Origin of the sequence: Chryseobacterium sp. SC28, assembly GCF_003932955.1 — a bacterium.
Taxonomy (GTDB): Bacteria; Bacteroidota; Bacteroidia; order Flavobacteriales; family Weeksellaceae; genus Epilithonimonas.
The window spans coordinates 18,079-40,985 of sequence record NZ_QOVY01000011.1 but is presented as its reverse complement, the minus strand read 5'-3'; the positions used below and the strand labels follow the sequence as shown (position 1 = coordinate 40,985).

General features: G+C 40.3%; 24 protein-coding genes. 1 reads left to right on the top strand and 23 read right to left on the bottom strand.

The window, feature by feature from the left end:
* Window positions 1-74: 74 nt before the first annotated feature.
* The 18 genes from DTW91_RS07950 to DTW91_RS07865 form a co-directional block, all read right to left on the bottom strand.
* The gene (locus DTW91_RS07950) at window positions 75-977 is read right to left on the bottom strand and encodes a glycosyltransferase family 2 protein (RefSeq protein ID WP_125202858.1); all 903 of its coding nucleotides are present in this window, start codon (window positions 975-977) and stop codon (window positions 75-77) included.
* Entirely contained in the window at window positions 974-2,083 is a 1,110-nt protein-coding gene (locus tag DTW91_RS07945) for a glycosyltransferase family 1 protein (protein WP_125202857.1), read from the bottom strand. Before DTW91_RS07945 ends, DTW91_RS07950 begins: the two co-directional genes overlap by 4 nt.
* A 13-nt stretch (window positions 2,084-2,096) precedes the next feature.
* A complete protein-coding gene (locus DTW91_RS07940) occupies window positions 2,097-3,176 on the bottom strand; it encodes a glycosyltransferase (protein ID WP_125202856.1) in 1,080 nt (359 codons plus the stop codon).
* Complete coding sequence (locus tag DTW91_RS07935; protein WP_125202855.1) at window positions 3,176-4,219, bottom strand: EpsG family protein; 1,044 nt, start codon at window positions 4,217-4,219, stop codon at window positions 3,176-3,178. Before DTW91_RS07935 ends, DTW91_RS07940 begins: the two co-directional genes overlap by 1 nt.
* A 51-nt stretch (window positions 4,220-4,270) precedes the next feature.
* Complete coding sequence (locus DTW91_RS07930; protein ID WP_125202854.1) at window positions 4,271-5,485, bottom strand: glycosyltransferase; 1,215 nt, start codon at window positions 5,483-5,485, stop codon at window positions 4,271-4,273.
* Window positions 5,482-6,267 carry a glycosyltransferase family 32 protein gene (locus DTW91_RS07925; RefSeq protein WP_125202853.1) on the bottom strand — a complete coding sequence of 262 codons (786 nt, stop codon included), beginning with the start codon at window positions 6,265-6,267 and terminating at the stop codon, window positions 5,482-5,484. The genes DTW91_RS07930 and DTW91_RS07925 overlap by 4 nt, the downstream gene beginning before the upstream one ends.
* Window positions 6,264-7,292 (bottom strand): acyltransferase family protein, encoded by a 1,029-nt coding sequence (locus tag DTW91_RS07920; RefSeq protein ID WP_125202852.1) that lies wholly within the window; start codon window positions 7,290-7,292, stop codon window positions 6,264-6,266. The genes DTW91_RS07925 and DTW91_RS07920 overlap by 4 nt, the downstream gene beginning before the upstream one ends.
* Before the next feature lie 129 nt (window positions 7,293-7,421).
* Window positions 7,422-8,306: a glycosyltransferase family 2 protein gene (locus DTW91_RS07915; RefSeq protein ID WP_125202851.1), complete on the bottom strand. Its 885-nt coding sequence runs from the start codon at window positions 8,304-8,306 to the stop codon at window positions 7,422-7,424.
* Window positions 8,303-9,436: a glycosyltransferase family 4 protein gene (locus DTW91_RS07910; RefSeq protein ID WP_125202850.1), complete on the bottom strand. Its 1,134-nt coding sequence runs from the start codon at window positions 9,434-9,436 to the stop codon at window positions 8,303-8,305. The genes DTW91_RS07915 and DTW91_RS07910 overlap by 4 nt, the downstream gene beginning before the upstream one ends.
* Complete coding sequence (locus DTW91_RS07905; RefSeq protein ID WP_125202849.1) at window positions 9,433-9,711, bottom strand: hypothetical protein; 279 nt, start codon at window positions 9,709-9,711, stop codon at window positions 9,433-9,435. Before DTW91_RS07905 ends, DTW91_RS07910 begins: the two co-directional genes overlap by 4 nt.
* Window positions 9,712-9,727: 16 nt before the next feature.
* Window positions 9,728-10,591 (bottom strand): glycosyltransferase family 2 protein, encoded by an 864-nt coding sequence (locus DTW91_RS07900; RefSeq protein WP_125202848.1) that lies wholly within the window; start codon window positions 10,589-10,591, stop codon window positions 9,728-9,730.
* Complete coding sequence (locus DTW91_RS07895) at window positions 10,592-11,737, bottom strand: glycosyltransferase (RefSeq protein ID WP_125202847.1); 1,146 nt, start codon at window positions 11,735-11,737, stop codon at window positions 10,592-10,594. It abuts the gene before it with no gap.
* Window position 11,738: 1 nt separating this feature from the next.
* On the bottom strand, window positions 11,739-12,707 hold the full coding sequence (locus DTW91_RS07890) for a glycosyltransferase family 2 protein (RefSeq protein WP_125202846.1): 969 nt from the start codon (window positions 12,705-12,707) through the stop codon (window positions 11,739-11,741).
* The gene (locus DTW91_RS07885; protein WP_125202845.1) at window positions 12,704-13,663 is read right to left on the bottom strand and encodes a hypothetical protein; all 960 of its coding nucleotides are present in this window, start codon (window positions 13,661-13,663) and stop codon (window positions 12,704-12,706) included. The genes DTW91_RS07890 and DTW91_RS07885 overlap by 4 nt, the downstream gene beginning before the upstream one ends.
* Window positions 13,660-14,589, bottom strand: a complete 930-nt coding sequence (locus tag DTW91_RS07880; RefSeq protein ID WP_125202844.1) for a glycosyltransferase family 2 protein — start codon at window positions 14,587-14,589, stop codon at window positions 13,660-13,662. Before DTW91_RS07880 ends, DTW91_RS07885 begins: the two co-directional genes overlap by 4 nt.
* Window positions 14,589-15,677, bottom strand: a complete 1,089-nt coding sequence (locus DTW91_RS07875; RefSeq protein WP_125202843.1) for a glycoside hydrolase family 99-like domain-containing protein — start codon at window positions 15,675-15,677, stop codon at window positions 14,589-14,591. The genes DTW91_RS07880 and DTW91_RS07875 overlap by 1 nt, the downstream gene beginning before the upstream one ends.
* Window positions 15,667-16,026, bottom strand: coding sequence for a glycosyltransferase family 2 protein (locus DTW91_RS07870; protein WP_125202842.1), 360 nt, complete (start codon window positions 16,024-16,026; stop codon window positions 15,667-15,669). Before DTW91_RS07870 ends, DTW91_RS07875 begins: the two co-directional genes overlap by 11 nt.
* A 306-nt stretch (window positions 16,027-16,332) precedes the next feature.
* Window positions 16,333-16,968: a DUF6266 family protein gene (locus DTW91_RS07865; RefSeq protein ID WP_125202841.1), complete on the bottom strand. Its 636-nt coding sequence runs from the start codon at window positions 16,966-16,968 to the stop codon at window positions 16,333-16,335.
* 1,050 nt (window positions 16,969-18,018) lie between these two features.
* Between DTW91_RS07865 and DTW91_RS07860 the strand changes: the two genes are divergently transcribed.
* Window positions 18,019-18,297, top strand: coding sequence for a helix-turn-helix domain-containing protein (locus tag DTW91_RS07860; RefSeq protein WP_125202840.1), 279 nt, complete (start codon window positions 18,019-18,021; stop codon window positions 18,295-18,297).
* Here the strand turns inward: DTW91_RS07860 and DTW91_RS07855 are convergent.
* The 5 genes from DTW91_RS07855 to DTW91_RS07835 are packed head-to-tail and all read right to left on the bottom strand — an operon-like array spanning window position 18,294 to window position 22,905.
* Window positions 18,294-18,590, bottom strand: a complete 297-nt coding sequence (locus DTW91_RS07855) for a hypothetical protein (protein ID WP_125202839.1) — start codon at window positions 18,588-18,590, stop codon at window positions 18,294-18,296. The genes DTW91_RS07860 and DTW91_RS07855 overlap by 4 nt on opposite strands.
* On the bottom strand, window positions 18,590-19,627 hold the full coding sequence (locus DTW91_RS07850) for a polysialyltransferase family glycosyltransferase (RefSeq protein ID WP_125202838.1): 1,038 nt from the start codon (window positions 19,625-19,627) through the stop codon (window positions 18,590-18,592). The genes DTW91_RS07855 and DTW91_RS07850 overlap by 1 nt, the downstream gene beginning before the upstream one ends.
* Entirely contained in the window at window positions 19,624-20,778 is a 1,155-nt protein-coding gene (locus tag DTW91_RS07845; protein ID WP_125202837.1) for an acylneuraminate cytidylyltransferase, read from the bottom strand. Before DTW91_RS07845 ends, DTW91_RS07850 begins: the two co-directional genes overlap by 4 nt.
* Before the next feature lie 56 nt (window positions 20,779-20,834).
* Window positions 20,835-21,707: an N-acetylneuraminate synthase family protein gene (locus tag DTW91_RS07840; RefSeq protein WP_125202836.1), complete on the bottom strand. Its 873-nt coding sequence runs from the start codon at window positions 21,705-21,707 to the stop codon at window positions 20,835-20,837.
* 4 nt (window positions 21,708-21,711) lie between these two features.
* Window positions 21,712-22,905: a polysaccharide pyruvyl transferase family protein gene (locus tag DTW91_RS07835; RefSeq protein WP_125202835.1), complete on the bottom strand. Its 1,194-nt coding sequence runs from the start codon at window positions 22,903-22,905 to the stop codon at window positions 21,712-21,714.
* Window positions 22,906-22,907 lie beyond the last annotated feature (2 nt).

Sequence of the window (22,907 nt, the reverse complement as noted above, 5' to 3'; positions counted from 1 at the left end):
GAGCCCGTCGAAGCCCCGTCAGTTTACCTCATCCGTCCTTCGACAAGCTCAGGAGGACAATGGGGCGGAAAAATTCATAATTCATTGCTGTCGCTTTGTTTCCTGTTTTTGTATTTCACCAAAGCGTACAAAAGCACTCCTGCAGGAATAGCAAGAATGGTCATCATTTTGCGCGGCGATTCGCGCACGAAGTTTTTGTTTTTGCTTATTAAACTGCTGGATACATAATGGATGGCTTCCTGAAATCGCTTCTTGGCAGATTTGGACAGCACCATGCCTTGCTTCCGGATGAACGCAAATCCCCGTGGGTTTTTATAATATTGGCGGAACATATTGTTGGACGATCCGGCCTGCTGATAATCTACGATGACTAACACCTCATTCATGGTGACGAGCTGATAGTCCTTGTCTGCCAGCAGATATTTATAGCCCAGCCCAACGTATTTTTCGCCTTCAAAAAGTGGATAAGGCGGATATTGATTCATAACCTCGGTTCTGTAAACCAGTTTTTTGTCGCCGGTGCCGCCGTTCAGATAAAAATCTTCCAAGGTGGTGGTGGCTGTTGTGAACTTGGAGCCGATGATGTTGCCTTTCATATCCGCATCCAAACCCACCACTCCGGCGTATTTCTTTCTGTCATCTTGCGGGATGGCGTTCCATTTATTTAATATCATTTCAACGGCATTCTCGGGCATAAAATCGTCGGAATCGATACAGGTATTGAGTTCTGTCGTGATATTTTCGTAGGCCGTGTTGTGCGCGCCGTGCATGCCCTGATTGTCTTGATAAATGTATTGGATTTCAAGACGCTTCTCTTGGATGTAAGAATCTACGAGCGCCCTCGTGTGGTCTGCAGAACCGTCATCAATGATGAGCCAAACAAAATCCGAAACGGTCTGCCTTTTCAGGCTTTCATAGAGTCTTGGCAGCAGATGGGCTCGGTTGTAAGCCGGTGTAAAAACGGTTAAGGATTTCATGAGTTTTTTTGTAAAAGTTCGAGATATTTGCGTTCCAATGAGCGGGCATTTTCTACGATGTCATAGCCTCTGGCCTTAATGACTTCGGACACATCTTTCCTATCATACGCCGAAAATTCTTTGATTTCCGCTGCCCAATCGGCCGCCGATTTCTTCAATGGAATGACTTTGACATTGTCTTCCACCAAGATGGCTTCTTTGGGGACGCCGTCTGAGATGACGCATCTTATTCCGGACGCTTGAGCCTCTATCAAAGAAACCGGGAGTCCTTCGAAAAGCGACGGCAAGAGAAAGACATCCATCGCCTGTAGCAATTCCGCGACATCACCTCTCACCCCCAAAAGCGTTACTTGCTCGCCGATTCCCAATTCTGTAATTTTACCCATAATATCGGGTTTTAAATCCCCATCGCCCACCAAATAGAGGTGATAATTGGCACTCAGTTTCAAAAGTTCTGCGAATATTTCCAAAAGAAAAAGATGATTCTTTTGCTTGTTAAACCGCGCGACATTTATGATGTTAATCTTGTCTTGGCAATTCAATGCCATTTGAGCTTGATTTCTTACCTTAATATTATAACTAAACAGTTGGCTGTCAATCGCATTAGGAATCACCTCAAAAGTATTGTTACCGTACATCCACTTACCCGCTTCTCTACCGCAAGCAAAAAGTTGAGTGGCCACCTTTGGGATTTTTTTATTCAGATATTTGCCCAAAAGTATTTTCTTTCGATCATCGGTTAAAGAGCTGATGTGGCTGTGAATAATCCTTACCGGAATCCGATGTTTTTTTGCATATTTCAGTGGATAGTAGCCAAACGAGTTGTTGTGAACATGAATAACATCGAATTTATTATTTTGAAAAAAAACATCAAGCTCTTTTTGATATTTGAGAAAATTTCTTACAGAAAAATTGAGGGGCGGCACCCGATGGATTGTTCCATTTTTTTGTAGAATCTCTTTTTCATAAGCACCACTCTCTCTGTGTACAAGAAATTGAAATTCGAATATTGTTCTGTCCAAATTTCGAAAATAATTCATCAGCATCGTTTCCAATCCACCCCTATCAAGAACGGTAAGCACGTGCAACACTTTTATTTTTTTCATGAATAGAAACTGTTTAGGTTAGGTCGTTATAAAGTGCCACATATTTATCAATCATATATTTTATGTCATATTCATAAGCTCTTTCCAAACATTTTTCAGCTGTTTTTTTATATAAAATATCGTCTTCTGCGAGTGTTTTTATAATGCTGGCCAGTTCTTTTTCATCTCCTTTTCGGAATAGTACGCCGGCATCTTTAATAAAGTCTAAGCCCGCTACGTTGGATGCGATGAATGGCCGTCCCGCTGCGAGACCTTCGATTGCCGAAAGAGAAAGACCTTCAAAATGCGAACTAAGCACATTGAAATCGCACATTTTCATGATTTTAAAAATATCTGTTCTATTGCCTAAAAAAGTAACTCTACTTGTCAGCTGAAAATTTTCCACCATTTTTTTATAATAATTCAGTAGGCTGCCTTCTCCGGCAAATATAAGACAAAACCGCTCGGGCAAAAGAGCCAATGCCTTGATGAGTGTTTCGTGATCTTTTTGGGTTTCGAACCTTGCAGACATTAGGATCAGCTTTTGAGATGCGCCGAAGCCAAAATCTTTTTTGTCGTATGCTTTCGTTGCCACGATTTTTTGAATATCAATTCCATTTTCGATGACCACCAGTTTTGAAGGATCTGTATCGAGATGATCTGTAACAAACTTTTGCACCGCCGGTGTCAAGCATACGATTTTTTTGAACTGCGCGTATACCAATTTCTCAATATATCGAAAAAGAAAATGAACCGCTCTTCTGTTTTGCGAATTATGTTCTGTGAAAATAATCGGGCTTGCATTTCTGGTAAATATATTGGCCAAAGCTACGAAATACGATGCCGGAAAAATATGAACATGCACGATGTCATAGGTTTTAAGATAGGGAACGATGCGGAAAATATTTCTAATGTCCCACCGTTTTCCAGTGGTTAGGCTAATGATTTTGCCGGAAAAGCTTGTTTGTAATTCTTTGTAGAAACTTGTTTCGGCGCCATCCAGCAATAAAACATCTGTTTCGATATTCTTTTGACTTAGTGCCAGCGCGAGATTCACAACAAATCTTGCGCCTCCGCCAGTAGGCAGGCTGTCGATAACTTGCAAAACTCTCATCAGCTTTTAAAATACATTAAAAATGTAAACATATAATAAACAAACAGTATAAAGCCAAATATCTTATATTGATCGTTCCATATCTTGTACCGGAACATCGGATAGGCAATCACAGGCGCCATCAGAAACCACGAGAGGTAAGCAAAGCGGTTGCTGAAAGCTGCACGGATGACCAAGATCCAAAACGCATTGGCAATACAATAGATCCCAAAAAGATGGATATAAAAGCGGTCCGTGATATGCTTTTTAAAAATAAAATACCATCCCGCCACGATACCAAAGGCGCTGTACAAGACAAAATCCCAGCGGAAACCCGTCTGCGAAAACTGATCTTGAAACTCTTCCCCGCCCGTGAGATAGCCTTTCGTGCGTTCTTCAAAGCCCAAGCGGCTGAAAAAGCCCTCCCAAAAACCGCCGCCGGCCAGAGATAATGGAATTGCTGCGAGCCAAATATAAAGATAGATTCTTGGATTTTTATAAATGCCCGACACGATAAACGCCGCTATAGGAATCACCAAGGAACTGTGCATAAAATAAGAGAGGGCAAAAATGGCATACATCACCCACTTCTTCTGATTATAAAAACAGAGCCCTAAGATAAACAGAGAGGTGCCTAAGCCGTTCCTAATCCCATTGGTTCCATAGGTCCAAAAAGAAAACGACCCTATAAACATAAAAAATGCAAAAAACCAATATCTCTTGAAATAGATCTTCGAAAACCAATAACACGGCAAAATATAAAGCACATCGATGAGCAAAAAAAAGTACTTCACGGGCATAATCCGGGCGCACAACCACATGAAATAATTAAAGACAAAATCTTTTTCAATTTGCACACCGCCTCCTCGCTGCATCAGAGAATAACCTGTGGCATAGGTTGCCATATCCCCAAAATATCTGCCGCTGATGGGGCGCAGACCGATATAAAGAATGAAAACAATTAGAAAAATAATCCCGAAAGTATTGAAGAATGCCAAGCTGCCGACGTCCCGCACATCAAAAGCCTGCGCATGCACCAAAATGAGCAAGGCTATTATAAGCATTACCACATAATAAACCGTCGTATAAGAACTTAAAGGGATGAAATCAAACACTTAGGATAGGTATTTCTTTAAAACGTCTTCTATGTCGTATTTTTGTAATAATAGACTCTTATCATTATTTCTAATACGACTGTTAATTTCCGGATTCAAAAGCAATCTCAGCCCTTCCGCATATTTTTCATCTGCAGCATTAATGTCATAAGTAGATGGTATGCTTCCCTCTGTTCCCCGTAATATATCAGGGCAAATTATCCCCGCATCAGTCAGCAACAGACCGTCTTTTAACATCTTAATTTTATCGACCATCATTTCTGAAATGCCCTCCGTACAATTTGTTGTAATTACCGGCACATTCAGAATCATGGCTTCGGCGATGACGTTTGGCGTGCCTTCATAATAGGATGAAAGTGCCAAAGCCCGTGCTCTTACAAGATACTTGTACGGATTATTTTTCCTGCCTACAAATAATATTTTGTTTTGTAATCCCAAATGGTCAGCGAGCTTTTTGCAGAAGTATTCTACCCGATCATCACCATCCCCCACCATCAATAAATTAAGATCGGTAAATTCCTTCTCGATGAGCGAAAACGCTTTGATGAGGTGCCAAGGCGCTTTCTGAACACTGAGCCGTCCCAAGAAAAGCAAAAAATCTTTGCTAAGATAGTGCATTTCTTCGTCCTCAAAAAAATCCGTGGCCTTCCGTATAATCGCAGCTGTGTCGTGCGGATTGTAAATTACCTGCAAATTTTTAAATTGATATCCACAGTTTTGGATGAGGTCTTTTTTGATGGCGTTGCTGATGGCCACCACCTTTTCGAACCTATTATAAGTATGGTGAATAGACCATTGGAAAAATTTGTAAATCCCTTTGCTTCTCTGAAATTCTATACTTTTAACTGCGTGGAAACTCGCGATCTTTTTTTCCTTTGTTCCTGTAATGGCACTAAAGCAATTGGCCATATCACCAAATGCGATGCTGGCATCTATGCTGTACTTTTTGATGATTGTTCGTAGTAACAACGGAATTTTAGCATAAAAAAGAAGCCGTTTTGCAGGCGAATAGCCGGAGAAATCCTTATCAGAAAGCACGATTTCGTCTTCACCAAAGTTGATGATATCATTTGCCAGCCCAATTATTTTTACTGCTTTTACTGTGTAGCCTTGTTTCTTATAATTTGTATAAAATGTCTCTGCTAAACGTTCCATTCCTCCGACGCTTCCGTAAGGCATTATCAGTAAAATCGTACGAATTGTTTCGTCTTTCATTTTGTTATTGTATCTTTAATCTTCTTTAATGCAAAAAAGTGGATCAGAGCATTCACAGCATCAACGCCAATGATTCGGATAATACGTCTTTTCAGATTGGGTAAAAATGTGTGACTTTTGGGCATCCAAGACATCTCGAAGTGGTGAATGCAATAGGTCTCGTCTGTTTTTTGGATGATGCCTGTACCCATATCCTTGGCGCAAAAATATTCTTTGGGAAGCATATAGAACTTGTTGTCGGCTTCGTAATGGTTTACATTTTTAATAAAATCTTCTTTTGGCACAACTTCCGGCAGATAGTGAACCTTTATTTGTTCCATCATAACCTGTGGCAAAGGCCAAGTATCTAAGCGGTTGTCGTTTTTAATGAAAGACCTATTCTCGTAATATGCCAAACAATCCCGAAGCCAGCCTAAGCCTTTTGTGGCGCCCATTGCGCCCGCTTCTATGATATTATCGCCTTCTGTGCAAGCAAAGTAGGGCAGTTGCAACAGATCGTCAAAAGGTTTAACAACTTCGACATCCGAATCCAAATAGATGCCCCCCTCGCTATATAAAGCATATAATCTGATATAGTCTGCGGCAAAGGCAAATTTCCTCTGCTCGTAGGCCTGCTTTACCCATAGGACTGAGTCTATGTCAAAAGCATCGGTATCCCAAAGCCTAAGCTCGTAGCCCGGCAAATTTTTTATCCAAGAATCAATACATCGCTGAATTCTGGGTGGAAACGGGTCCCCGCTCAGCCAGCAATAGTGAATCACTCGGGGGATCGCGGTGCTCATGAGATATAAGTTTGCAGTCTATTGTAGAATAAATTAATAATATAGGAAGCCACTAAAGAGCAAAAAAGAAGCAATATAAAGATTAACAATGGAAAACGGGCTCCAAAAATAAAATCTTTAAAAAAAGTGACATAGAAAAACGAATGGCACAACCAAATGTTGGTGGTGTGCGGTGCAAAAAAATCTAAAAACTTGGTCATAAATTCCCCTAATGAAATCTGATTCCAAAGCAAAATAAAAGCCAATGCCGTGAAAGGGGACACAATAAAATTGGCAACAAAGGCTCGAAAAACAAAAAGCAAAATTATGAGAATTACTGCCACAAGCGTTGGATATTTAAGACTTTCAAAGACTACACCAAATCTGTGATTCCACTTGTTTTTTAGTGCCACAGCACCCAATAGAAATTGGAATTGAATCAAGCCATATCTGGCTCCCTGAAAATGAAACCAATGGAGCAGTTGATTTGTAAAGATGTCTGTTTTATAAACTCTAAAATAAAATGCGACCAGATAAATGACGAAAGAGATCAGCAACACAAGCCATTCGTTATACTTTTGAGTCCAATAAAAAAGCAGTGGAGCACTAATCACCACCAATACATAGGTCGTAAAATACCACCAAATAAAACTGTATGAAACGTTTATGGCCGTCAAATTTAGAAAAAGTTTGGAAAAAGAACCCGGCATACCGGGATGGTGCAGGAGCCAACCTACAAGCACCGGAAAAATCAATATAACAATCCACAAATTGAGGTACAACTTTTTTAACCGCTTGAAGTTACCTTTCGCAAAAGAACCTGCGTCTTTTTCATATTTATAATACAACCCGTAGCCACTGACAAAGGCAAAAATAGGAACGCAAGCATCACAAAATCTTGAAATGTAAAACACAAGAGGCTGTTGTTTTATGAATATAAAAGAGTCGAAAAGTCCCTTGTAATTAGTGTTAAATAGGTGGAGACACAACATCATAAAAACTGCTGTTACCCTTAAGTGATTTGATTGTTTGACTGTGATTTCCATGATTTAATTTACTTGGTTTTTATTGAGATGGCTTGTTATTCTTGGTCTATTTTTTATTTGAACATCGATCGTTTTCGCAAAAAGCTTATAGTGCATTTTAAAAAACTGATGTCTGTGCGGAATTTCATCTTATTTAATTAAACTTTTAAACATCAAAAAAATATCCGACCCCTTTTTTTTCATTGAAAAAAGACGCAGAAAGCTCGCAGATGCAGATATTCTTTCGCTTCTTGATGTTGCATTATATTTTGTAACCGCCATAGTTCTAAGACTATTATATTGCAATTGCATCCATTCTTCTGAGGAAAATTCATTTCTGAACTGCCGCATCCACCGATCTATCAAGGAAACAGAGATCTGAGTCTTCTCCAGCGATCGGGACGTTATTCTGTCCTCAGAATGCTCATACATCAGATGCAGTTGATCTCGCAAAACACCGAATCTAAAACCGGCCCGCAGCAGATGCATCATATAAAATCTGTCCTGAAAACGCGGAATGTCTATAAAACCGCCACTTTTCGTAAAGCTTGTTTTCCTAATGCAAATCATAGGGGTAAAAAAGTTGCCTCGCAATACAAAATTTTTAAAATCTCCGACTACGGGATAGTTGCTGTCTGCTATGATTTCTTTACCGTCGCTCCCTATCCTTTTGAAGGCCGCCAAGCAACCGTCGTAGTCTGCATGAGTTTCCAAAAAACGGATCTGCACGTCCAATTTGTTGGGCAGAAACGCATCGTCGTCGTCCAAAAAAAACAGATAGTCTCCCGAGGCAAAGGCGGCGCCTTCGTTCCTTGCCACGCAGGCGCCCGAATTTTTCTCCAATGCCAAATATTTAATTCTGGCATCTGTCGGCAGGGCGGCTTCCGTCTGCTGCTGCCATTCGGTATGCTTGCCGTTATCATCCACCACAATGACTTCGAAACTAAAATCGGTATGTTGATGCAGACAGCTTAGAATGGCTTTTTCCAAAAAAGCCGGGCGGCGAAAGGTTGTAATAATGATGCTGGCCTTCATCGGACGAGCTCTTTAAAAAGGTTGATCCATCGCGGCATCATTTCTTTTAACGCATATTGGCTGGCCACTGCCGCGGTTTCTTTGCTTTTGGCCTCTCGCAAAGCCTCGTTTCGCATTAGCAATTCCAATTGTTCTACAAACTGGTTTTCGTTCCCGAATTCTATCAAAAATCCGCCTTTATTTCCTGCGATAATATCGCTTGGGCCGCAATAGCAATCATAAACAACCGCGGGCAATCCTTGCGATAATGCTTCTATCATTACCATGGGCAATCCTTCTCCCTTAGACGTCATCACAAACAGTTGCGATTCGGCATATTTCTCCGCAATGTGTTCGCTGATGCCTTTCAGATGCACATTGTTCAAGTTCAAATCCCGAATTTTTTTTTCATAATTTGTTTTGTAGGGTCCGTCTCCATAAATATTTAGAGACCACTCCGGGAACTTGTTTTCCAGTCTGCTCCAGATGTCGATGAGGGCAGAGAAGCCTTTGCGGTCATCTGCCATACTTCCGACTGCAATTATATTTTTAGGTCGGGTCAAAATGGGTTGATTGGCAAGTGTTACGGAGGGCTCTACCACATTGGGAATGACTACCGTGTTGGAATAGGCCGCCCAACTCTGCTGATCTTTCTTCGTCAACAGCACCAATCGGTCATATTTCTTGTAGAGATGCTCATAGATTTTTCTAATGATTTTCTTCTTATATTTCTCAAACGGGGCTAACTGGCTTTCCAAGTACGCCGATGCTTTTCGGGAGAAATGATATTCTCTTATTTTGGGAATCTCTTTGAGGATGTAGGGCAGGATGAAATCTTCATAACCTCTCTCGAGGACAATAATGACATCGGGGTCGATTTTTTTAATTTCCCGGCGGTACAGTTTTCTCAGGAAGATCACATTCTGCACAAAACCAATCACTTTAATTTTCCCCCTCATTTTTTTGGTAATTTGGAGGTCGATCAGTTCTATTTGGTCAGAAAGGGGATACGCCAATGGTTTTTGGTGCTGATCCGATATCAAAATAGTCACCTGGTGACCGTTTTCGGCCAGATAGGAAGCCTTCGAAGAAAGCACTTTTTCGGTGCCTCCCTTTGCTGAATAAGACGCGATGCAATATAAAATCTTCATTGGTGCTTATTGATAAAAGGATAGGAAGTAATAGCGGACAAGCCGTGGTAACCATCGTCGATAATAAAATTGACATTGTGGGCAATGGAACAATATTTTCCGATTATTAGTTTTTCGTCGGACCAGCGCCATACTTTGGCGCCATTGTCGTAGGTACCGGTTCCTTTCTGAGTAAACGGGTCATCCTTCAGCAAGACGTAATCTATTTTTCGAAAAAACCGATCGTAATAAACGCCCATTATTCTCCACAACAATCTTCGCAATTTTTTAATCATTCCGGATCAAAATTAACTATTTATATTGATAATAAGAATGTTTGATACGGCGGATATTTATCATCAATTTTAATATGTTTTTAAAATACAAAAAAGGTATATAGCCTAAAACCGGATTCTTTCTAAATGCAAATAAGCTGTTTGAAACAAGCGCCTTTCCGAAGTTTTCCAAAAAGTTATTTCTACCAGATTTTATCTGTATGATGGCATTTGCGAATAGGTGAAGTTGCAATCTTTCTTTTGTCATTTTTCTCTGGTGGCGGTCGTGAACTACTTTTGCGCCTCTTATAATACCTATTTTGTAGCCTTTTCGCTTGGCGCGCTCACAAAGATCTATATCTTCTCCGTAAAAGAAAAAAATGGGATCAAAACCTTTTAGATCCTCCAGACATTTTCTGGATATGAATAAAAAAGCGGCATTCATAAGATCAACGTCGAAAACTGTATTAAAATGATTCCCTAAAGCTTCTCCTGCATATTTCCGGAAGCCATGATCCAGACCATTTTCGGTAGCATCCAAATGAACCGGCGAAAGCAATCCGTATTTCGCGAAGCGCCGATCAGTCAAAACGGGAATTACGTGAGACCAAAAATCCGGTAACAGCCAACCGTCGTGATTGATCAAAAAAACAAAATCATAGCCTCCTTGTTTGGCGATTTCAAATCCCACATTATTGGCTCTGGCAAATCCCAGATTCTCGCCCGACTCTATTATTCTGACATCCGGGAAATTGTTTTTTATAATATCCGGCGTTTGATCTTTAGACCCGTTGTCAATTACCAAAATATCTCCCTCAAATCCGTCCTGCATTATGGAGCTGATATTCTTTTCAATCCATTTTTCGGAGTTGTAGGTTACGATGATGGCGAGAATTTTCATTTAATTATGTATGCTCTTTTTAAAATGTGTATCTATAATTTCCACCACTTTTGGCCAATAAAAAAGATCGTAGGCAAAATTCTGAATTTCAAATTTAAGAATTTCAAAATCAATCTGATTAAGAGAATGGAAAGCGGCAATCAAATCTGCCTTGTCCTGAATTGAAAAACTTCTCCCAAATCGTCCGTTGCAGATGATATCATCTTTCAAATTGATCCTGTCCGACAGCAGATGGAAACAGCCCGCCGAGAGTGCTTCCGGCACCACCAGTGGCGAACCTTCTGCCCGAGAGGTGAGTATAAATACCGCCGATTTGCGATAATATTCCCCAATGATCTCTCTGTCTGTGATAGCACCAGTGAAGACCACGCGCGCTTTCAAAGCGGGATTTTTACTGTAAAATTTTTCTATTTGCGGTTGAAAACTCTCCTCTATACTGCCTACCAAGTACAGTTGCCACTCGGGATCTGTTTTGGCAAATGCTGCGAAAGCTTCCAGCAGAAATTCGGTGTTCTTCTGCGCCGTCCCCAATCTTCCGACGGTCAAAATGATTTTTTCCTTTTTCGGCGAAATGTCTATGGTTTTGCCCCCATCAAAAAAGCCGTTTGGCATCAGTTGAAGGTTGATGTTCTGATAATCTTTGAGACTTTTTATGATGTTGAAATCGCAACTCGTTTCTACCGTAAAAAGATTTATTTTGCTAATGACCCATTTTCTAAAAAACTTGAATTTAACGGTGCTGAGATCGGTGTTGGTAAACCTGTCGCTGCCATCACATTTGATGCAGGTAAAGGATTTCTGGAAAAATATCTTTTTCAAAATGATGAATAATCCCAGCATATCCACCTGATCGATTTCGAAATGGTAAAACTGCAAGGCGTCTATTTTTCTAAAGTTTTTCAGGATATAAAGTGCCACGTTTGCATTTCTGCTTCTGTATGTTTGCGGAATAAAATCGAGTTTCAAGCCTTGGACTTCGGTATTCAGAAATGGGTAGCTATCGGTATTCTTATAAGTCGCGATGGTGGATTGGTAACCGTAAAATCTGTGAAGAATATACGGCACCATCCCAACATCTTTCACCAGATGAAAATTCTCTGTACGCGGGAAAATGGTATAAAAATTCTTTCTTTTCACGGCGCTCATTTTAAAAATTCCTAAGTTTTAGAAATAATTGATAGTGGCTCCTTAGCAACAAGAAGTCCAGCAGCGAGGCTCTTAGACTCTTTTTCTTGATCCGCTGGTAAAATCGGATCATATCTTTATCAAGATTTCTCAGGCTCCGGATCGTATCGGTATCTGTCTGCTCGGTGCTTACCAGTTCCGATAGCTTTTTGTAATACAGATAATCTAAAAGTTGTCCTAAAAGAGGAAAGGCTGTGAAATCAGTTATGCCATACTTTTTGGCAATCATCTCGTAGAGCAAACTTAGCTGCAACGTGATAGATCCACTTGATGCTTTCCTTTTGGAGCCCGAATTGGGTACATCGATTATGTACAGATAATTTGCGGAAGGGATACAAGCAATATCTTTATCCAGATGTCTAATATAGTCTAGAACAAATAGCAAATCCTCGCTCTGGGCAAGTCTTGTGTCGAATTTTAAATTGTTTTTAGCTATTATTGACTTTCTATACAAGATAGAATAGACGTATCCAAAATTCGCAATCTGCAACTTTTCTGTTAAAGTCTGAAGATCATTTTTCATTATTAGTCCGTCATAAGATCGTACAGTGGTTTTGCCTGTATCGTTATTTCGAATCTGTTCGACCGCCGACACTACCATATCCACTTTGCCATTGGCAGCACTTATCAAATCCGAAAGGTAATGATCCAAAAGAACATCATCTGCATCCGCAAATGCAATAAACTCGTTGGCAGCCTTACCGATTCCGAAATTTCGAGTGGCAGACACACCTTCATTTTTTTTGTGATAGACCCGTATTCTCGGGTCTTCGGCGGCATACTTGTCGCAGATGGCAGCACTGTTATCTGTCGAGCCGTCATTGACAAGAATCAGCTCAAAATCTTTATAACTTTGACTCAGCACAGAAGTGAGAAATGTTGGCAGATAATGTTCTGCATTAAAAATCGGGACGATTAGGGAAACACTCATAATTTATCTACGATTAATCCTAGACGATATTTCAAGCTTATTTTCAATTTATCAATAAACGTTGGGCGTTTTGCTATTGGCTCTTTATGATATTCTTCAAAAAGATTCTGTTTCAAGTTCTTTCGGTAGGTAGTGAAGATTTCGAATAAGCTATCTTGACCCTCGAACCGCATGTAAAATCCGTTGATAAACTCAGGTTTGTAATATTTGTATCTTGCAAAATGATAAAAGACTAATGGATAATGTTCATTGATGAAATAGTTGCCACCTTTGGCAGAAAGGTGCCTTTCTTCCAAATTCCAGAAAGCCACATTATAACCCAAATCTTTTAACATATAAAAGTCATCTCCGAAGTACATCGGCACCAGATCCAGCCAAGTCTGATCATAATAGATCCCGTTCTCATCGTCGCGGATGCATTTGGTAAATAAAATCCGCTTCCACCAAGCTAAGAATTGCTGCCCCACCGCATTGTTTTTTAGCGCTATGAAACCGGCGTTGTAGATGCCATATTTTCTGAGTGTCTGGTTATTGGAAAGTTCATTTTCCGATGGTATGACCGTATATTGGTGTCCCGTCAGCACAATGGATTTTTGCTGAATATTTAGGACTTCGTCCAATTTTGTAAGGGAATCAAAAAACATCAGATCTGCGTCTAAGTACACGATGTGTTCCGGATCAAAATCCCTTAGAAGTGCCTCCGCAAAAAAAGGCTTCAAGGCGCAGGCCATCGAGAAGTTGTCGTAGCGGTGTCGCATATCATCATATTCTTCTTTGTTCAGATGGCTTTTGTCGTAGATATGATAATCCAAAAACATCGCATCTTGGATGTCATCTTGATCATCAAAAAGGCAAATGTACAACGGAACCTCCGGATTGTGCGTCACAAAGCTGTCTGCCAGGGCTTTGGCTACCGGCAAATAAGGAATGTTGACAATGGTGAAGGCGATGGTCATTTTCTTGATATTCTACTTGTGAGACGCCTCATAAACATTCCCTTATAATACGTAAAATAATATTGACCGGGCAATGGGGGAAATAACAAGTTCGTTATCTTATTCTCTGAAAAGTTTTTATGTAACCATTCGTAAATTATCCAATGATGTTTTGAACTATCTAGTTTCAAAGCGTATTTTGTTCGCATTTCATTGATTATATAAAAGTATTCTTTGAATCTTTTCCTTTCTTCATGCAGCGTCTTGGCGGTTCGTGAACTTTGGATATGCTGGCGGAAGTAATTAAGCGGTTTATTAACAAATGCGAGGTTACCGCCTTCCAAGCATTTAATCCAGATATACCAGTCGCCTGCATACCGGAATTCAAATGGAAGATTTCTAATTGTATTTTCTATTATTACTTTTTTAACAATTACAGCACTGGCATTTGGAATAGTATTCCTGCAAAACAGATAATTTACAATTTCGTTTTTTCCAGAGTTTACAAAATTAGTGTCCCAATGTGTTTTTTCTACAGCCCTTGCCCAATTGATTATGCCCTGTGTTTGTCCGTCTGCGGTAGCAGAAATGCTGTCACAATAAACGACGCTCACTTCATCTTTTGCAAAAGGCAACAGCTCTTCAAGAAACCTGGTTTCAGCCCAGTCATCACTTTCCGCAATCCAAATCCACTCGCCCTCCGACAGTTCTATTCCTTTTTTCCATTGGCGGAAAGTAGATCCGGAGTTCTCCAGATTATATACGATGTGCGATATCTTTGGGTGGCTCCTGTATGATTCTATGATTGCTTTGCTGTTATCTTTCGAGCAATCGTCCAAAATAATGACTTCGAAATCCTGAAAAGTCTGCTCCAAAACAGAATCAATCCGCTGCCGCAGAAAGGCCGCATGATTGTAGTTCGGGATAATAACGGAAACTGCTGGCATTATTGTTGGTCAAATTTTTCTTTCGTAACCTCTAAATATCTTCGTCCCCATTTTCTGCACGGTTCTATATGGTTTCCTTCTGCCCATTCATTCCAAGCATTAATAAAAATATATTTATTTTCTGATTTCACTTTTTTATATGCTGCTATTACTTTCTGAAGCCAATCTCCATATAATTCAGGGGTAGAATCATTCATTACCAGCGCTTTTATTTGTCTGCGTGCGCTATTATCCCACATTGGTGTTATTCCGGGAAAAGTTTTGCTATCAAAAATTTGATTTTTGAAGGCTTTGTCATAATACTCTTTATAAGAAATGACCTTATTGTCAAAAAAGAAAGATCTTTTCTTAAAAAATTTTCTTTCGACTCTTTCTTTTATACTTGGAACTTTAGGATTGGGCTGGTGCTGAAAGTCTGGCTGAAAGTCTATTGCGCTGTCAAACAAGTTGATATTTGCATTATCATTAAAATTTGCATTTTTCATGTAAACCAAGAAAAGCTCTTCGTTATACTCTTCTTTGGCAATATTACGCCATAACTGCAGCGTCTTCTTCAGTTCTGGAAAATGAGCTGGTCGGTAAATAGCAAAGAAAATTTTATTGTCAATTCTAATATATCTTTTATCATTAAAAACATTGGAGAGCAAAAATCGAATATGTTCTGCGTCATCCTCCGCACTGTAATTTTGAGCAATCAAAATTTCTTTTTCGCTGCCGTCCCAAGCTCTGGACCAGTTTTCATTTGCCCAGCATAGCATAAAGGGCAAATCTTCTTTGGGGTTTTTCAGTTTTCTGTCTATGGGCTCGTGCATAAGCCTTTTGCCATTGAACCAATAATGGTAATAGCAGAAACCATAGATGCCGTACTCTTTGGCCAACGCTTCTTGTGCCAGTCTCGCTTCTTCCAATCTCAAGTCATAGAAACCCAAGTCGGCCGGCAGATGGGGCTGGTAATGGCCTTCAAAAAGGGGCTTCGCCTTAGTTACGTTCGTCCATTCTGTAAAACCCTTGCCCCACCATTCGTCATTTTCGGGGAATGGATGAAACTGGGGAAGGTGGATGGCTATCGGGCGGATTTTATTTGCCATAGATTTGTATTCTTTTTAACATTAAAATTAAAAAATAGTATAGCGCCTTTGGCTTATGCTTTTGGATTAGATGTAAAATATAAACCTTCATATCTATGTAATAACTGTCAAATTCTTTGGCATGTAAATAAAACTTATAATATTCTAATATATTGCTTCTTTTCTCATTTCTAAAAAACACATCGCTGCTACTACTACTTAACCCTCCCATTTCAAAATTGGAAGAGGACAAGCCGTCCATAATCAACACTTCGAAATCGGAAAACCTCTGCTGCAGAACGCTTTCCAGCGCTGCTGCCAAGGTCTTTTCAGAATTGTAGGTGGGTATGATGATCGAGTAAAAAGGCATCTCAAAAATTTTGTCAAAAATAACCATTTTTATTGACATTCGTCCGGATCATCCGCAAGCTTTATTGTCGCTTATTTTTCTTATTTTACCGGTTCATTAATAGATAAAAACGGCTCTTGGAGTGTTTTCTATTAAACGCATTTCTGCTAAGCTGCTAAAAATACTACCCAACGGGCAGAAACAGTGGCATTCGCCGTCTTGGAAGAGGTTCGCAGTTCGCCACATCCTGCTTTATCAAAAATAAAAGCAACCCTCGAGACCGGCTCATTGAGGGTTGCTTTTGTTAAACGCACGGCTGCTAATCTCTTAGAATGCTATATTCCCGAGATAAACAGAGGTACTCGCCGTCTTGGTAACCGGGTCGTAGATAAAGGCATAGAGCTCTACGGCGGTCCCTGTAAAATTCTGCGGCAGGGAGACCGTAGCACTTAGCGCCTCTCTCATCGCCACATTCTGGAAGACCAAAAAGGTGTTGTACACTTCGCTGTAGCAGACCACGTTTACCACGTCTTCTGCCTTGGCATTGCCCAACACGATGTTGTCTTCCCATTCCAAGGTAATGTCGGTGCCGGCGTGCGACACCGTCAAATTCTGGAACCCAAAGAGCGTTCCCTTCGCGACCAAAACCCTCGGGTAGAGGATCTGGGCCACGCCATCCGTCACTTCCACCGCATCGGTCAGGTGATAGGCGGTTGCCAGATTGAACCGGCTCCTAACGCCCGACGCGCTCCCGAAGTACACCCCCAAGGGCGTCCGCAGGGGATTGAGAAAGGTGGTGACAGCTTTGAACTTCACGCGCTGAAGCTGTTGCAATTCAGTCGGGTTTTTACCCGAACTCTTGGGTAGAGATCTGATGATGTCTCTACCTCTCCAAGTGGATCCTACTACGGTTCCCACTTTTCCTTGGAATCCTCCGAGGATTCCGCTTTTAATAGTGGCCATTGGCAAAAAAATTTAATAGGTTAATAAATAAAAAAAATCAGCAATAGATCTGCAGCTCTATTACGACAACAAAGATAAAGTATAAAATACTGAAAATCAACACCTTGTCCTTAGATAACGCCTCCTTTCCGAATGGAGGTATGCATTGTCGCCCGTTGTCCTTTGGTGTCACAGAGCCGATTGGCTCTTGGTTCACAGTGTTTTTTGAGCAAAGGGGATTTATTACCATTAAAGCCTGTTTAAAGGGCATTTAAAAACCCCCAAAGTTTTAATTTTTACTTTGTGACTTTTGTGGTTTAAAATCAGTTTCATAAACCACAAAGTCACAAAAGCTATGAGCTTCTTATGCGTATCAAAAAGTAAAAAAGAACCGCGTGGTAGATTTTAAACTTTGTGACTTTTGTGGTTTAAAATCAGTTTCATTGACCACAAAGTCACAAAAGCTATGAGCTTTCTAAGTTTATCGACAGTTCAAAAAAAGACTCGCAAATGGCTGTTTTACATTTCTTGGAAAGATTTCCACATTTTTTTACATTTTTCATTTTTTGTGGTTTAAAATTCTTAAGCACGTTTTAAGTCTATTTGGAGGGGTAAAAAAGGGGTTTTGTTGCAGACTTGTTCGAAAGACCTTCGACTCTGCTTCGAAAAAAGGTTGCTTTTTTCGAAGCGCTCTCGAACAAACCTGCAAGCGGACTCGAACAAATCTCGAAAAAAATCAGCAAAAAGAGCAAACCACACCCACTATCATTTTCGCAAAATAAACGCCGATTCCTTAAATATAAACCAAAATAATACATCTAAAAGCAAATGATGCGCTATTATCATATATACAAATTTGTACATAGTAACATATTTGCAACCATTGCAAAAATGTTCATAGTTAGTAATTTTTTGACTAAAAAGCCAAATTTTTTGATTTTATCATAATTTCTATTTGCATAATAAAAAACACTTCCTTACATTTGAAAAATAATTAGGAAGGTTGGGCCGCCCAAGTTTTAAAGGACAGCCGCTTCCGATTATTGAAAAGATGATAAAATATGAAATGCAATGAATAATTCTAAAGACAACACAATCCTGCAACAAGCATTGCAGGCCATCGCAGAAATCTTGGATCCTTCAACAAGGGCTGAGGCGATGGAAACGGAAAGCTCCCATGCGGATATGCTCCGGTACGACAATTTCGATATGATGCAGCTGCTAAAAGTGAGCTACCGAACCCTGATGCGCTACAGGAAAAAAGGCATCCTTCGGTTTACCACGATTGGGGGCAAGATCTATTATCCGAAGAATTTTATAGCCGTACCCGAAAAATTACCAAAGTCTTAGGTGGCAGTGGTTCGACGGGCGCTTCCAAAGGCCCGTGCTGTTTCTGCAAAAAGTGGGACAAAAAAATCCCCTTTCGGGGCAATGCTCTTTACGGATGGCGGGAGGCCGGGGAGATGCCGGGGTTGCACAACGGCATTAAAAGGCGGGCGTTTTTGAGGGAACGCAACCGTTCCATTCGTATTGATGAGTCTGGACAGGTCTGCGCAAAACGCTCTTAAAAGTTCTCTGCAGACTTTTGAGGGAACTGTAGTGGAAGTGATGATAGGAGAGACTATTGGGCAGATTTTTGTCATCACTTAGTAATGTTTAATTCAATCCGGTCTATATTCGCATCTATTAATTTGCACATATCATTAAAATCCGAGTACCACTTATTATTCTTATTAAATTTTTCTATGAATAAATGAGCAATTTGCGTTGTTTTCCCACCGTGAAGTATTTTGTGGTACAAGAGAGAAGAAGAAGAAACTCCTGCCAATTCTATAGTTTTATTATTATATGTAAATACCTCTAGAGGTAGCATACTGTTATCTAACATTGATAAGTCTTTATAAATAGATTTTATTGCTTTATCAAATAGTTTAGAACGAGGATGCCCTTTCCATATAACTTCGTACTCCCTGCCTAAGAAATAACCAATAAGTTGAACATACAAATCCAATTCTTCTTCAAAAGGCATGAGATCATAATTTGAAAAACATTGTCCTACAATTAAAACTGTCGCTTTAGTACGATTATTCGGCATAGGCGTGCTTTGCAAATCGTTTATTTTATCAATAACAAAATTTAGATGAACACTATTCACAATAACTTTTTTACTTTTTTTTACTAGAGGTGTCAGAAAATATTTTTTTTTGATTCTATTCTCGTGTTCTTCAAAAACTAGATGTGTAAAATTTTTATCCCATTGCAAAATATTATTGCCCAGCAAATAATTCCAAGAAGCCCATACCTTGTACTTTAAGGGATAGGATCTGCCTAAAAAGTACTTTATTTTAAACTTTTTGGGATCTATGTAAGAATGCAATCCTTCTTCGAAAAGAATTATGGGAAGTTTCTCGTATTTGTTGGCAATGAACTTTGCTCCTTGTGAAAATAATTTTCCTATCCAAAGATTTTCATATGGTAAGATTAACATATTATCCAGCGTAGAAATATTTCTGATAAACGAAAATCTATTCAGGATCTTTATACAAGTTTCTTTTAGTTGGTCATCCACTTCGAATAATACCACATCACATCCTACGCCGGGATCCCGCCCATACTCTACCATATAAAAATTAAGAAAAGTGATCGTTTGCCAAGAGCCATTAATTGCAGCAATATTCATTCTATGATCATTTTGTCTATAAACTCTCTTACACAGCCTTCGCCGCCTTTCAAAGTCATTATCCGGATGCCGGGTACAGATTTTATGATCGCCGAGGCATCCTGCGGGCAAGCTGCCATCCCTACTTCCGAAAGCAAGGCGTAGCAATTAATATCATCCCCAATATAGGCGACTTCTTTGATGGAAATCCCTTCCTGAGCGCAGATCTCCAGCGCAGCCTCCAGTTTTCCGCCTTCTCTTTTTCCTTGGTAAAGGTAATCAACTTTTAGCTTTTGCGCTCTCCTTTCTACCATCTGAGTGATCTCCGAGGTCACGATACCGGTCTTGATCCCGTGCTGGCGCAGGATATCAAAACCCATCCCGTCGCGGGTATTGAATTTCTTCAGCTCATCGCCATTTTCGGAGTAGTACATCCCGGCATCGGTCAAAACGCCATCTACATCGGTGAGGAATAGTTTGATCTGGGTTGGCGCTTGTTGCAGAGGCAGAATATGCTTTTTCATCAATGCTTCCGCAATAGCCCAATCGTCGGGTTCATCTATTTCGAAAGCGGTGAATTCTTCCATTTCAAACAAGGCAATTTTGCCGCTCAATCGGTTGCGATCTCGCAGAATATTGCCCACTCTGTTGACGTAAAAAGCGCCGTTTTCCATAAATTCTCCTTTAAAATCCTGACGTCTCGGGCGGTTTTGGTAGTCATAATTTTTGGAGCTTCCATCTTCATTCCAGAAAAACCGTTTGAAGCGAACCCCCGTTAACAAAGAGTCATAATCCGAATGCTTATATAATTCCAAAGCGGCAGAAAAATCTTTGCTTTGGGTAAGCGGCGAGGTGGCTTGCACGAGAATGAAAACATCATCAGCATCCGAACCGGATTGATGGAGATACTCCAACATCACGCTTTCTGTGCTGGATGTATCTTGGGCGTTCTCGGCCGACCGATGGTAGATTTCTGTTTTTTGGAAATTGAAACTTCGGATCGCCTCTTCGATCTCTGCGGAGTCGGTCGCCACGACGATTTTATCGATGGCCGGCGTGTCTTCCAATGCGTAGATATTCCAAAACACCAGCGGTTTGCCACAGAAGCTTTTGATATTCTTCAGCGGTATCGATTGGCTGCCGCCGCGGACCGGGATGAATGCGATTGTCATTAGATATTAGTTAAGGGGTCTTTTGCGAATAAAGTTTCGATCTATCTGGCAGGCAATTACCACTTAATTTGTCCGCTTTTCAGCTTCTTTCTTTGGACGTCTTCTATATCCAGAATTTCGCTTTTCTTGTAAGTCAGCGCTTGGAAAACGGCATTGCAGTCGCGCACCAGTTTCCGCATGCCGTCCGGCTCCAGAGAAGCAGCGTGGTCTGTTCCTTTCCAAGTTCTGTCGAGCGTGAAATGTCTTTCTATCCATTCTGCTCCCAAAGCAATGGCGGCAGCGTCCACAGCAATGCCTAAATGGTGTCCGGAGAAGCCGATCGATTTGACTCTGCCTTCGAACTGTTTTTTGATTCTCACGATTTCCAATAAAGAAATATCTTCAAATGGAACCGGATACCCGGAGGTGCAGCTGTACAAGACGAGGTCTTTGGCTCTTTGTTTAGATTCGAAGAAAGAAACGATCTGCTCTTCCTCGTCCTGGGTTGTCATCCCAAAAGACAGATGTACTTCGCCCTCGTAATGATCTGCCAAGTACTCCAGCATAGCTTTGTTGAGATTGCATGCAGAAGGTACTTTGATTAATTTTGGATTGATTTCCGTAATTTCTTTGGCAGAAGTGACATCCCATACCGAAGTGGAATATTCTGTTCCGAACTCTTCGCACCATGCCTTCAGCTGCCTGTGCTGGTCGGCATCAAACTCCAAAAAATCGCGATGCTGGCCATAGGTTTCGCCGTAGGAATTGGCGGGATTGGGATGCGGCGTATTGTATTCTTCGTCGGATAGCAGTTCTCTATTGTTTCTTTTTTGAAACTTGGCTACATCTGCTTTGCAGAATATGGCGGCCGTCTTGATCAGTTCTTTGGCAATGGCCATATCACCTTTGTGATTGCAGCCGATTTCTGCTATTATTTTAGGATGGTGCATATCTTTATTTTTTTATATTCATTTTTTGAAGTCCTTCGTTTACATTGCTCTGTGAAATCTCAAATAATTGTTTTTGTTTTTTTGAAATATAATCCATCTCATTTTCAGTATTTTCTAAAGAGATGATCATTCTTTTCTCAAGATCATTTTGATAGGATTCCGAGAGAACATCTGCACCCCAATTGGGCTGTCCGATGTCGTCTAAAAACCATTGCATTTTGTTGTGCGACACAATGGACACAATTGGTGTTTTGCAGCCAAAAGGAATCATTTGCGCATGACCTCTCATCCCGACTACCAATTTTGGTTTTGCATACTCTTCGATTATCTTAGTAGGATGAACGTTGTTGAGTTTTACTACCTCATACTTGACACCATAGCTCTGCAGAAATGGCAGGAAGGCGTCATCACTTGGCATGTGCGAATAAAATTTGATTGGCATATCCTTAGAAATTCTTTTAACTGCTTTTGCAGTAGCGTTCAAAATATTACCGATATTTTCGCCAAACCTCAGATGAGATCTGTCGAACGCTGCATTGACGGCTACGAAATCACGCTTTTCGTGATAGTTGGTGATATCAGGATAAATCTCTGATAAAAAAGTTGTCATACAAGGTTGAAATCGTAATTTATGATGCAGATTTGCCGGTAGGTAATTTTTAAGGGCTTCTATACTTCCAGTATTTCTGAGACCCATATAGACTGATTTTTCGGCAAAAGCTTGTAAATTATCTTTAAAAAAATCATCAAATTCTTCTTGCCCCCTAAATCTATTATAACCGACAGCATAAAAAACCAAAGGAACCTCAATCCTGTCCAGCATTTCTATAGAGCAAGGCCATTGCCACCCGCTGATTTTGTTTGCATTGGTATCTTTCAGGAAAAGACCTCCGCCACCGATTATTAAGCCTTTTGTATGATTAATTTTATCTACGATCTCTTGGGTCACCGTAGGATACACATTTTGATCTATCCACTTTATTGTTTTTAAATCCTTATTCCAAAGGTCGTGTAACGCAATAGGTAATAATACATCTCCCGCATTACCATAGTTAAAAGCGGAAACATGGAAAATATCATTTTTTTGAGTTGCGGGTAGGTACTGCAATATCTGCGGTAACTCATCTCTTTTTTTTGAATTATAAACCCACCGGTTTAAAATATAAGATTTTGCTTTATTCTTTAATTTCTCAATCATAA